The organism is Pedobacter panaciterrae, from assembly GCF_013204795.1.
GTDB lineage: Bacteria > Bacteroidota > Bacteroidia > Sphingobacteriales > Sphingobacteriaceae > Pedobacter > Pedobacter panaciterrae.
Window position 1 is genome coordinate 1,587,942 of sequence record NZ_JABMKW010000020.1, and the last position, 13,348, is coordinate 1,601,289.

The window sequence follows — 13,348 nt, forward strand, 5'->3', positions numbered from 1 at the left end:
ATGAAAAAGACCGAGGTTTTGGTGGTTTGTACCCATCAGGAAATTCTAAATACAGTTCTGAGGCTTGTAAATTCCAATACTGAAATGAGTGCAATAGGTGCAAATACACTGGAACAGGCAATTACAACATTTAGATCAGCAAACTTTGATCTGGTTTTGGTGGGGGCAGGATTAGAAAAGGCTGAAGAAACAGAGCTAGAGCATGTGATCAGAAAAGTAAATCGTAAAATCCCTATTGTATTTCATTACGGTGGCGGAAGCGGTTTGTTGTTTACCGAAATCTATGAGGCTTTAAAATAAAAAGAGCCGTTACAAAATATTGTAACAGCTCTTTGTTTAATTTGTGTATTTTATTTATCTAATTGGTAAAGCTTTATAGATCTGAGTCTGAAATACTGATCGTTATCTATAAATGTCGCTACGAAACCTACAGTAACAGGAGACTCAGTAGGTACAGCAAATGCTGTAGTGAACTTTCTTGGTGCTCCGGAATCTGGATTTCCGCTTGATTTTGTATAGCCCAAAACAATAGGATTATTTTCAACTTTATCAACATCAGGTATTTCTCCTCCCTTTGCAATTACAGTATAAAACAAATTCTTCCATTGGTATCCTACAAAATCCAGCGTATAATAATATTGGCCTGCCGGAAGTGGTTTTAGCGTTGTCTGCTGAATTTTTCCGTTAATGATATCTGGTTCACCACCCCATGACTCCATCGACATACTATTTCCATCCCATTCGTCCCAGCCACCCATACCACCATCGCGTTGTAATACCGCAGCATTCACTCTCCAATCCGCTACAATACCCCATCTACTTCCAAACCTGGCCGATGGAACAAATTTAGGACCAACATTCAGCAAATAATCTAAAGTGATATCTTTTACTGTTCCATTACCTGTTACCAATTTAGAAACAGTAAATACAGATCCTTTTTCAGTCGTCACCTTTAACTTGGCGGTATATAAATTACCGGCCCCATACTCTTTAATTGGAGTTGCCTCTTCAGAAACAGCTGATCCATCTCCGAAATCCCACGAGAAACTCTTCACGGTAACTTTCGAAGACTTAACACTAAATTTCACCTTGTTACTACCCTGACTTGCAGCAATAAAATTTACAGCACTGTCCGGTATAATTTTAATAAGGACCACTTTTTTTGCAGTAGACCCATCCTCAGCTATTGCTGTTAAGTTGACTTCAAAGGTACCAGCACTAGCAAATATATGTTTTGGAGTAGTTTCATAGGAAACACTATCGTCACCAAAACGCCATTCAAGTTTTTTATATTCCTTGGAATTATTCTTAAAGTCAAAGGTAAACGGATCATCTCCCGGAACAGCCTCAAAATCCACAAATGGTCTTTTCTGTTCAGCTGGTTCAACTTCAATGTCCTTACTTTTAGAACAGGAAGCGAAAATAACTATGCTTAATAGCAAAATAAAAAGTTTGTTCATACTATTTAAAGTTTGGTATATTTTTTAAACAACAGCGATGATTAAATTTTAGCCACCGCTGCTGTTGATTGGTTTATTTTTATGTATTTACAAAATAATTATTTCTTTCTGGTAAATATCCATCCCCTCACATCATAAGCACCCACATTCATATAGAATTTCATGATATGTCTTCCTTTCGTAAGCTGAACTGTTGTTCTATTTGGTTGCTGATCTCCGTAACTACCAGGTGTTTTGGCAGATGCTAGTATCCCTGTAATATTTACATCATCAAAGAATACACTGTACCTTCCATTATCTCCTGGCGCACCGATTAGGGAGTTCAACTCATACTCTCCGGTTTCCTCCACATTAACAGTATAGGTCAACCATTCACCATCAGAAGTCCATCCTACTACACTACGTGGAGTATAGTCACCCACATCAACATTATCATTTGGTCGGTAATCACCAACACCATCTTTACCGCCCGTATCGTGGAATGCAATTCCTTCACCGCCAAAATCGTACTGTGCAGCAGGAATCATATCAGAAACAGCACCAATAGCTCCTTTAATAAGGAAAGGGGTCCCATTATAAGGCCTAAAATGATCCGGATCAATAACTACCACTATGCTTTTTTTCGTTTCATCAAGTTGGAATTTAGATGGGTTTCTAAGTAATAGTCCTATTGCAACTTTTTTCTTGGTGTTCTTCAACAATTCTGAAATTCTGGCAGTGAGTTCAAGTTTTGCGCTGTTCTCATTAGGAGCAAACTTAACTTTTGGATTAGTAAGTGCATAGCTACCTGAACTTAATACAACTGTATTTTTAAGCGTTCCGTTATTTATGAGTGCAGTTACTAATGCATCATTAGGTACCACATCCACTGTAAAATCGGAACCTGCAAGTCCTGCAAGAGCAAGATTTAGAGGTATCGTCAAATCTTGTGTGCCAATTTCATAATTTGTTCCATTTGGCACCAGATAAGGAGAGCCAGCCGATGCAAATGAGATATAGTGTACATCTTCAGCGGCAATCGCTTCTGCAGCATTAATAACAACTATAACGGCATTCTTATTGGCCTCAATTGCATTTCCTTTAGATGGAGCTGAAATTTTTATCGCCAGAGCCAATAACTTGCTATGGTTTCTCTCAACAAAACTTCTGCTTACCGCCAGATTAAAAGTTGTACTCTTTATCCCATATGCAAAATCAATCACCGGAGGAAAATTAAACGTTTGTTCGGCCAACGCTATAGTTCCAGCAGGTAATGTCCCACTACCAACCAGTGTAGCAATAGTATCTAAATTAGATGTAACCTGCACATTGAAAGCCGTTCCAGATGCACCGGATAAATTGATCGTTACTGGAATAATTAATTCATCGTTGTTTAATGTAAAATTTTCGCCACTTCCAATATCAATTCTATTTTCCACACTAAGCTTGACATTAGCAACAGTCTCCTTAGCGAGCACTCCTGATAGCTTTTCCTTTTCACATGACATCATCAGCATAGCTGTAATTGCCAAAAGGCATAAATGTACAGTAGTAAATATTCTTTTCATATCCTTAAATATATAATCATCTTTAAATAGGTTTTCAGGACTTACGTTATAAAGTCCTGAAAACCTTAAATTAATTTGCAATCCAAACTCTACCGTCCAATGCCCAATTTTCTTGCCTTGGAATATTAAACCAACTTAATATTTGCGTCGGAATGTCAGAGTTTTTTGGAACTAATACACCTAAGTTTGTGTTACTCGGAGAACACATTAAATCTGTGAATTTTTCCCAGCTATAAGCCCCTTCTAATATAAAATTAGCCTGAAAGGGTCCAATATCTTTAAGTGTTCCTCCCGTTCCATCAACCATAGGCCAGTAACCCACTAAATAATCGTACGTGGGATGACTGTCATCCATAGTAGGGTCACAAGAATATTGCTTTATCACTGTTTCTGATAGTGCCGTCTTCCATATTTTCAATTCAGCCAACTGTACATTAATTACTCCTCTATCGCCATTAACATCTCCTCCAACATAACCAACTGTTAAAGGGTCATTGTTATTATAGTTTGGAAATCCGGATAATCTAAAGTCATTTAAAGTAGGTTTTGCGGCACTTGCACCATCTTTATTCGTAATACCTTTAACCCCATCGGTATACAATCTGATATATCTTCTGCCATCTGCTTTTTTCTCTATAACAAATGTCAAGTCGTGCCAGGTATCACCACTAAAGTCTAATCCGCCAACCTCATCACCATTTGAGTTGTCCTGACCACCAGCTCCAAAGAAGCGCCATCCATTGTAAAACAAACAAATATTCCAGCCTGCCTGTCCCCAACTGCTATTATTTCTTTTACCTAATACCGATGGCCACTCATACCAGTAGTCGCCTTTTGAAGTATTCTTGGTTTTGCCTTTTTTGATTTTCACAGAAACGGTAAAATCTGCATCAGCGCCAAAGTTAAACTCACTATTAGCAGATCCTTGAACTACCCCCTTAATCCTTTCTGGATCACCTTTAAATCTGATTGCTGAACCGGAATAGGTATTTCCCAAAAATGGTCTCGCAATGAAAGTAGGGTTATACTTATTGTTATAAATTATAGTAAAGGTGTTGATATTCGTGTTACTAAAAAGAGTTTTATCATCTTGTTCTACAGGGAGTGTAAATTGTCCCCCCTTATTAGAAGTTACAATAACTAACCAGTTCTCCTTGTAGTAAGTAGGTCTTGATTTTAATGAAGCTAAAATTTCACCAACCTGACTATCAAACTTATTAATAGCCGCTTTATATGGCGCAAAAGAATTGTCAAATCCAGAAGCTTTTCCTGCCTTCTCAACACCGCCAAACTGTCCAACAATCAGAGATGCCGTATCAGTTTTCACAAATTCTACCAATCTTGAAGTTACAGCATCGTCGTTTCCACCAAATGACTCTGTAACGTCTGCCCCTTCGGTTAACTTACCCTTAAACACATCAGATGAAGCAAAAGATGCTATACGAAAACCTGGCCTCAACGATTTAATACGTTCAAATATAACCGGATAATTTTCGAGTTTATTACCAGCAAAATCCTCCGATAAAACGTTGTGTTTCTCCTTTTTTACTCCCGTCAGCATATCTGTCCAATTTGTTGCGTCGGTATAATTAGTATTATCACTTAATCCGGTCCAGGTATAAACTGCACTATCAATAAGGGTTCTTAATGTTGGAGTTCCAGCATCTCTAACTGACGTACCGCGTGCACCATCTACAATAAGGTAAAGAACCTTAGGAACTTTATAGGTAACGCTGCCATCATTATCAGGCGCATCTGGTATTACTTTATCAAAATCCTTATTACAGGATGTTGCAAACACCAGCAAGCATAGTGTTAGACTAACAAAATATTTGAATTGATGTTTTTTCATATTCTTTAATTTATAATTCATTTGGTTCATGTCTGGATTATATGTATTAATATAATCAATTTTCTAGTGTTACCCTAATAATATTATTCGTCTCTATGTTATCAAAAACAAAGAATGAACCCCCAATTAATAACGCTCTCTTATTATCTGCAGATTTCGTTTCAAAGACATTATTTATCCTACCTAACAGGTTACCTACGTTATTATATCCTTCTGCAATTTCCCCCTTGTCAGTTGTAATAAGAAAGCCTTGTCTGTTCACCCCATCGTAAGTTTTAAAATACCCCCCTATTAAGCATAAACCATCACTAAGCTGTTTGGTGAAATTAGGATACCCCCCAACAAACTTTTTAGGAACAAACGATTGATCAACCGAACCGTCATAATTCAGCATAACCAAACTTTCTGATGCAACCCCATTAAATTTCTTAAATGTTCCGCATAACAGATACTTCTTGGTCGTCTCATTATAACTTGCATAGTTTACGATAAAATCCGCTCCTGCTCCTCCTGGATTGAATGTTGCATCTATTGTTCCGTCTGCGTTTAAACGGGTAACGTATCCAGCCGAAGCATCATCAAATTTGGTGAAATTGCCATAAACCAAAATCTTCCCGTCGGTGTGCATCAATGTACTGATATACCCATTAGATCCCGGTAAACTCTTACCTTTAGCACCCCCATAACCGGTCGCGTTAGGATCGAATCTCCATGTTTTATCTAAAGTTCCATTTGGGTTAAAACGTACCAGTTGGCGCACGTCAACTGTATCAATAACTGTACTATCTTTTAACTGTCTGCTTGGTTGATCATAGCGGCGAGACAGATAATACTTGAAGTTTCCCGATGCTATAATCTTATTATTAAATGCATATATTTCTGTAATAGCTGCGTCCGTTCCACCATTAAATGTTGGAACATATATCAGTTTTTTTGTATAAGTCTCAACCAACATGGTGTCAACAGTTCCCTGGTTACTTACCCTGGTTATATTATTAATGCCCCCTCTCTGTGCATAGCCGCTAAAAGCACCCCCAAGATACCATTGGCTATTTACAACGGCCATCCCGTAAAGGTCGCCATTTGCAGCGTCTCCGCTCAGCAATGAACGGTCCCAGGTTCCATCCGGAAAAGTCCTTACAATACGGTTAATTCGCTTCACTATCCCCTTATTATCATAGTTCGTAAAACCGCCCAATAACAATAAGTTACCTCCAGCTACCTGATAAAACTTACTAATAAAACCATTTGTACCGGCTACTACTTTAAAGGTAGGGTCCTTTTTAACAAATCCGGTAACTGTAAAGTTCGGTCCAAAAACCAGCTGTCCATCAATAACAAAAGACGTAACTCCCGAACTGGCTCTTCCTGGCACTTTCGCTTTGATTCCGGTTTCAGTAATCTCCGTAATCTCTGCCTTTTCACCATTAAACAGAAACTGAATCTTATCTTTATGAGGTACTAATCCTGTCGCTTTAAAGGTAATTACAGTTCCTGCCATTCCAACTGCGGGAACAGGTATTTGCTGGCGATCAATCTTAATTCCCAAAGGTGCTATACCACCCTGATATGGATCTTCAAATGAAGTTTCCTTTTCTTTACAGCCACTAAACAATGCTGTTACAAGGATCATTGACAGACTTATATATTTAAAAAATTTCATATGCTTATCTTAAATTATTTCTATTAATATTTTAACTATTATAAATCTATCTGCTAAACATTACGTCATTATAAAAGTCAGCATTAAACCCAAATACATTTGCAGAAAAGTCATTCGGAGCTTCTCCTATTGGAGTACCTACACTAACAGCCAGTACATGTACAACACCATTACTTGGTTGTATATCCGATGATGCAACCGCCGCAGTCGCAAAATTACTAGGGTTTGATGGATCCCATAAATAAGAAATAGTTAATTGGCGGTATCCAACATACTTAACTCCATTTACGGAATTATATACAACACCGATGTTTGCAATATCCCTATCGTATGTGTAATAGTATGATCCCGGAAACAATTCCCTCAAATTAAAATCAACCTGAGGATAATCTTTTAACCTATATGAACCTTTAAAAATGTATCTTCCTAAAAATTTCCTCCATATTTCAGGCTGTACATCCGAAAGGGTTTTCAAAGTATCTCTTCCCGTGTCGAACAACAATTGATTTAATCCACCCTGCAATTCGCGAATGGGGGTATTTACCAAACCAATAGTGCGTCTGATCACCTCATCTGTTGGAGCAAAGAAAGTGATGTTTTCATTTTTGAAAACATCTTCCATACCTGCCAGCTTAACAATTTGAGCAATAGTGTCAAATTTGCTATTCGACTCCAAATACTGCATTATATTCCCATTAAAAACCGGATTGGCTTTACCACCATCATTATAATAGTCGTCTTTTTTACAGGAACTTATTACCATTGCCAGCAAAATCAATAATATTGCCGTCGGTTTAAAGTATCGTTTAATAATATTTTTCATGTATTTATCTATTATTTAAAATTAAAGACCTGAACCAATCCAATAGTTATTTAAACTCATCTTAGGATTATTGAACAATGCGTTTGGATGAATTGGCCAGGTCCAACCACCCCTGTTAAACTTATCTGAAGTCAATGGATTATCTGTCCACTCTTTACTTAATACTCTTTTAGTTCTTACCAGGTCAAAATAACGACTTCCTTCTCCCATCAGTTCTTTAGATCTTTCCAGAAAAATTGCATCTTTCAAATTTGTATCTTTACTTCCGGTTGGGTACGACGGAGCCAAAGCCCTTCCCCTTACAATATTTAAACACTCTATTGCTATCGGATCTTCAGGATTAAGATTAGCCAATGCCTCTGCACGTAACAAAATAGCATCACTATAGCGCATAATTAAATATGTATTGTCTGGATTCAAATCCAAATTAGGATTGTTTGCATCTGCGAATGTATTTAATGCAAATTTCCTTAACTGAAAGGTTGACGCATTTTGATCAAATGGAGCAACAAACCAGATCGTTAATCTTAAATCTGATTCATCCGGATAAAGTTTTCTCATATATTCTGTTGAAAATACAGAGTAGCTATATCTGTGAGTATACTCAGGTTGCTTGTATGGGAAATGGATAAATGCATCTCCAAAGGGCGAATATGCATTAGCCTGCGCAAATGGGTCATTCAAATCCTGATTGTAATTCAGTGTTCTGAACAATTCAAAAAGACTTTCCTCAGAACGGCCCTTTACAACTTTAGCCCATTCACCTAGAGGAAGCAGACGAAAAGCTTTACTGTCCATAATCTCTTTTCCCAATGCAGCTGTTTCCTGATAATATGAAGTTTTATTAGCAATATCAAACCCTGCATTCCACATATTCATATTCATCAATAAACCTATTGCTGCACCTCTGCTGGCCCTCACACCCCTCAAAGATGGATCAGTAAAAGTTAACGGTAAATCATTTCTAAAATCTTTAAGATCAGCAATGCAATTATTTATAACAGTTACCATATTTTCTCTTGGCAGAGGATCTTTTTGAAAGGCATCAGTATAATAAACTACATCCCCAAATAAGCGAACCATCTGAAAATAACAAAAACAACGAATAAATTTGGCTTCAGCTTTATAGCGCTTAGACTCTTCAGGAGTAAGGGCCTCAATACCATCATCAATTTTGCTGATCATAAGGTTGGCGGATTGTATAACTTTATAATACTCGTCCCATCTGGTTAAATTGCCAAAGTTATAGCCAGACCAAGGCTGCCCATCGAGAATCGCGGCCAACAGGAGTCTGTCGTTAACAGTTGTTAAAGGAACATTCTGCTTATCGGTACTTCCCTGAGGGTTTGGCGTTTGCCTGGTATGGCCACCGATTAGTCCTGAGGCGGAACGACCGGCGCCACCTTCTGCCGCAGGGATTACCTCTCCCGAGCGAAATTCTCCTGTTGCTCCAGCAAAAGCTGTTCGTGTATATTTATCAAATAACTCACCATACATATCGGTGATATTTGCTTCCATATCCTCCCTGGTCTTGTAAAAATTATTTCCTGTAAGTTTATCTATGGGAGTAATATCCAAAAATTTCTTACAGCCATATTGTGAAGCGCTTACAACAATAAATAAGCAAATAATATATTTTTTCATGTCTTATTAGTTTTGTGACTTCAATTAAAATTCTACGTTAAAACCAAGATTATATACTCGGGGAACCGGGTAACCATTTGAACCATCTCTACCAATTGCAGTAACCCCCTCCGGATTTGGACCGGTGTAAGGAGAAAAAGTAACAATATTACTTGCCGAAAGGAAGGTACGTATATTGTTCAAACCTATACGTCTGGCCATTTTTTTAGCAAATGAATACGAAAGTGTGATCTGGTTAATTTTGAAGTAACTTCCGGTTTCCATCCAAAGCGTTTGTTCATATCTGTAATTATTCGCAAAAGCGTTGTGTGCATAGTCGTAAGCATTGGCAAATCTGGCGTTGGTAGAACCAGGGCCTGTCCACATATTTAAGTCATTAACAGGAACAACAGTAAGTGGATTTTTGCCATAAACACCATCTTTGATACCAAACGGATTGTTCAGCAACCTTAACCTGTCTGCAAGGGCATTATTCAAAATAGAACGTTTTGCAGTATAAGTAGCATAAATATTAAGGGAAAGGGTAGAACCCGATGGCATAGTATAACTCAAAGTATTAGACATACCACCTGTTAACACCGGCTGTGTATTACCAACAACTTGTAAATCTCTTGAATCCAATACATAATCACCATTGGCATCATAGAAACGTGCATCGCCACCCTGGAAGGAATTAAGAAAATCTCCGGAATCATTATTCCTGTATCTTAAACCTGTAACAGGATCAATTGGTACATCGTTTGTTGAATCGTATACACCTTGATTTACATATAAGTAGTTAGCCAATGAATTTCTTCCAATTCTTTTTGCTAAATGCTGTGAATAACCAGAATTAAAATCAAACTCAATAAACTGTCCGTTATACTCTTCAGGAAGTTTTGTTAAAACGTCATTATTCCAGGCTCCGTTTACGGATATAGTCCAGTTAAATTTGCTGTCTTTAGCTAAAGGCCTGCTTGTAAACGATAGCTCATATCCATAATTTGCAAGTGCTGCATCATTACTTGTATATTTACTAAAAGCAAGGGTATTAGATAATTGACTAACAAACAGTTCATTATCAACCTTTTTATAATAAGTATCAAAAATAACATCAAGTTTTCCGTTGAATAGACCTAAGTCAAAACCAAGGTTAAATTGGGTTACTTTTTTTGGCCTAAGCAAAGGGTTAGGTACATATTCATAATCTATTCCTACCCGTGGATTATTGTTATAGAAACCACGTGGGATGTACTTTCCATAAATATCGATCAAATTTCCAACCGGAAAAATGTTTCTACCCGCCGTTACCCGAATATCTCCATAATTTAGCCATTTAAGATCTTTAAGCCAATTTTCTTTATTAAAGTTCCATTTCAAACCCACTGAAGGATTCTTAGAATATGGTTCTTTATTTCCGTTATTGGAAGTACCGTCAATACGATAAGTTAAATCAAAAATGTATTTCTTCTCAAAATCATAAGTAAAAGCCGCCGCAAATGAAATTTGATTCTGATCATAAAAAGAAGTTAAAATACCACCGCCCCTAGAGTAATAACCATCATATCCTAATGGTCCTTGAAATTGATCATTTGGCGATCTTTCTAATCTTGTAATACTTGATTGTCCCTTTTTAATATACATCTCACTAAAAAGGTTAAGAAAAAAGTTATGCTTCTCATTTAAAGATCTGGTATAAGAAACGTTATTTCTATTATATAGCTGCGAGGTATATCCATAGAAAGAGTATATCTTAGCAAATTGATCGTTAGCAGCAGCAGGTGTAAAAGTATCTTCAGTATCTACATTATAATCATAACTAGCCGCAGAAGTTAAATTTAATCCCGGGATTAGCTCATAACGTCCCTCAATATAAGTATTTAGGTTCTTAGGTCCTGCATCTGTATTTGTTTGCAGGGCTGATAATACACTACTGGTTGCCTGAAAGAATGAAGGCCCGGGCAGTAATGACGATTTTTGTCCGTCGGCTGCAACACCCGTTTGTAATAACCCTACTCCATTTGCCTTTTTGATCTTACCTACGTTACCTCTTATTGATCCAAAAAAACTAATTCTTTCAGTAGGTTTATAGTCCATATTCATATTCAAACTGTACCTGTCAAAACCAGTATTTTTGATAATACCCTTATCAGAAAAGTAACTCAGGTTCGTCTTATAACTAAACTTGGTATCACCACCATCAAGCTGAACGTTATGTGTTTGATTATAGGTGTTTTGATAGAAAACGCCCTGCCAATCGGTTGAATTGTTGTAATAAGGATTCAAACTATCAGCTAAGAAAGGTGTATTTGAAACCATATACTGATCTCTGAATCTACCATAGGTATTGATCTGATATAATTTTAACTCACGTTCAGCATTCCCACCCAAAATACTGCGGAGTTTAGGAATTGCATTCATGTAAAAGTTGCCGGTATAACGGATACGCGGAACAGCCGAATTTCCTCGTACAGTTTGTATTAAAATTACACCATATGCACCCCTTGAACCGTACAATGCCGTAGCTGTTGCATCTTTCAATACCTCAATACTTGCAATATCTTCCTGAGGGATCAATGAGATTGGACTCACCCCAGGGCCTTGTTGTTGAAATCCATACTCAGAAGCTTTATCTGCATCCATAGGAACGCCGTCAATAACATATAGTGGCGAAGTAGGTTGAAGAAATGTTTCATTTCCCGATCCAGTTGTACTGATAGTTGATAAACCGCGAATGTTAATTGTACCACGTAAACCAGGAGCACCAGTATTTAACTGGATATTTAAACCCGCCACTTTACCTTGTAACAATTGCTCCACATTGGATACCGGAACATCCTGAACTTCTTTACCGGAAACGATAAAAGATGAACCGGTTGTTACCTCTCTTGTTCTTTTTTGGTAACCACGAATTACTACCTCCTCCATCGTTTTATTATCCTCTTTAAGAGTTACGTTCAATGTGGTTTGCCCGGCATTTAATTTTATAGTTTTTGTTCCATAACTTACATATGTAAATACTAAAGTTGCACCATCATCAACACTTACTGAATAATGGCCTTTGCTGTCAGTTTGAGTAAGTACTTTAAGTGGCTTACCGGTGGCAACACTAACACCTACCATTGTATCGTTAGATCCGCCATCTTTTACTGTACCACTAACAGTTACCTTCTTTGTTTGCGCCACCAAATCCTTGCATAGAAAAATGCAGCTGAAAAAAATCGATAGCAGAATTACTTGTTTTCTCATTGTATTAATTTTTATCATTAACATTTCTATTCGTCTTCAAATTTTGGATTCACAGTTTTAAAGTGAAATACAATTTCCCAATCACCTTTTTCATAAATGGCAAACTGCTGTGAAATCACACCTTGCTCTCTGGCACCGCCAAATCCTCTTCGCGAATAAACAAACTCAACATATGCTGTAGATCCGCCCAATGTGTTTGTTATGCCACCCGCTGTAAACCTTGTCGGAATTCTGGCAACAGGGATTGGGTATGCAACATCAAACTTTACGTATTCGCTTGTTCTTTCCATATTAAAACCATGCACCAGTTGATCCCATTTAGTTTCATTAAACTTGGCCGGATTTATCGCTACTGAATCTTTATTCAAAAACTTAAATCTTAATGAATTGCCAGTTCCACCGGGTACTTTTCTGATATATGTATATACAACTCCTTTTAACCCGCCTCCATTCGCAAACAAATCATCATTGGTTCCCTCACCTTTCATCCCGGAAATATTGGGATAATTGTGTTGTAAAGCAGTTCCATTTGGTGTGGTGGTATTAGGCTTACCGGTAAATTTGTTAATATCTTCTGCAGGGAAATATGGTATCTCTCTATATGGAATTACAGAAAGGTTTTTAATAATTCTCGTTCCCCCTGAATTCTTAACCTTCACATCGAAATATCTGATATCCTGAGGATAAGTTACAGAATCCCGGGGCTTAAAGACTTCACTTGTAGCAGAAGGCCAAAGAATAATATCACCAGAAGGTCTTACCTCAAGCATCGGGCGTTCTTCAATTTTCCTTTTTGCGTCAATTTCGGCTACACTCTTTTCATTTCCTGTATACTCCTGGGTCCACACCAATACCGGTTTTTTGGCCAGCATATCTTCCGCCGACCTTCCATCTCCAAACCTTGCATTTACAATTTCAAAGGTCATAGGGGCTGAGGAATTATCGGGATTAAAAATGCCCTGATATAAATTTAGCCTACCCAAAGTCGGAGAAAATTCTGTCATGGCATAAGTCATTTTAGTGCTTAAATAATCCTTTTCTTCAGGCAGATCAAAAATCTTCCTGCATCCCGAAAAAGCAATTATCATGGCCAAAAATAGAACTACTCTATATTTTAATATGTTGTACATA

Annotated in this window: 9 protein-coding genes; 1 reads left to right on the forward strand and 8 read right to left on the reverse strand. The window is 37.5% G+C overall.

From position 1 onward, the window contains the following. Complete coding sequence (locus tag HQN86_RS25800) at positions 1 to 300, forward strand: response regulator (protein WP_172663715.1); 300 nt, start codon at positions 1 to 3, stop codon at positions 298 to 300. Positions 301 to 350: 50 nt separating this feature from the next. Here the strand turns inward: HQN86_RS25800 and HQN86_RS25805 are convergent, their stop codons facing one another. From HQN86_RS25805 to HQN86_RS25840, 8 genes are all read right to left on the reverse strand, one after another. After that, positions 351 to 1,460: a DUF5013 domain-containing protein gene (locus tag HQN86_RS25805; protein WP_172663716.1), complete on the reverse strand. Its 1,110-nt coding sequence runs from the start codon at positions 1,458 to 1,460 to the stop codon at positions 351 to 353. A 98-nt stretch (positions 1,461 to 1,558) separates the two neighbouring features. Further along, on the reverse strand, positions 1,559 to 3,007 hold the full coding sequence (locus HQN86_RS25810) for a DUF1735 domain-containing protein (RefSeq protein ID WP_172663717.1): 1,449 nt from the start codon (positions 3,005 to 3,007) through the stop codon (positions 1,559 to 1,561). Positions 3,008 to 3,077: 70 nt separating this feature from the next. Then, positions 3,078 to 4,859 carry a DUF4983 domain-containing protein gene (locus HQN86_RS25815; protein WP_172663718.1) on the reverse strand — a complete coding sequence of 594 codons (1,782 nt, stop codon included), beginning with the start codon at positions 4,857 to 4,859 and terminating at the stop codon, positions 3,078 to 3,080. A 55-nt stretch (positions 4,860 to 4,914) separates the two neighbouring features. After that, positions 4,915 to 6,522, reverse strand: a complete 1,608-nt coding sequence (locus tag HQN86_RS25820) for a DUF5008 domain-containing protein (protein ID WP_172663719.1) — start codon at positions 6,520 to 6,522, stop codon at positions 4,915 to 4,917. A gap of 46 nt (positions 6,523 to 6,568) precedes the next feature. Beyond that, the gene (locus tag HQN86_RS25825) at positions 6,569 to 7,345 is read right to left on the reverse strand and encodes a fasciclin domain-containing protein (protein ID WP_172663720.1); all 777 of its coding nucleotides are present in this window, start codon (positions 7,343 to 7,345) and stop codon (positions 6,569 to 6,571) included. Positions 7,346 to 7,366: 21 nt separating this feature from the next. Continuing rightward, positions 7,367 to 8,989, reverse strand: a complete 1,623-nt coding sequence (locus HQN86_RS25830) for a RagB/SusD family nutrient uptake outer membrane protein (protein ID WP_172663721.1) — start codon at positions 8,987 to 8,989, stop codon at positions 7,367 to 7,369. Between the two features lie 24 nt (positions 8,990 to 9,013). Then, positions 9,014 to 12,217, reverse strand: coding sequence for a SusC/RagA family TonB-linked outer membrane protein (locus tag HQN86_RS25835; RefSeq protein ID WP_172663722.1), 3,204 nt, complete (start codon positions 12,215 to 12,217; stop codon positions 9,014 to 9,016). Between the two features lie 26 nt (positions 12,218 to 12,243). Then, entirely contained in the window at positions 12,244 to 13,347 is a 1,104-nt protein-coding gene (locus tag HQN86_RS25840) for a DUF5007 domain-containing protein (RefSeq protein WP_172663723.1), read from the reverse strand. Between the last annotated feature and the right edge of the window lies 1 nt (position 13,348).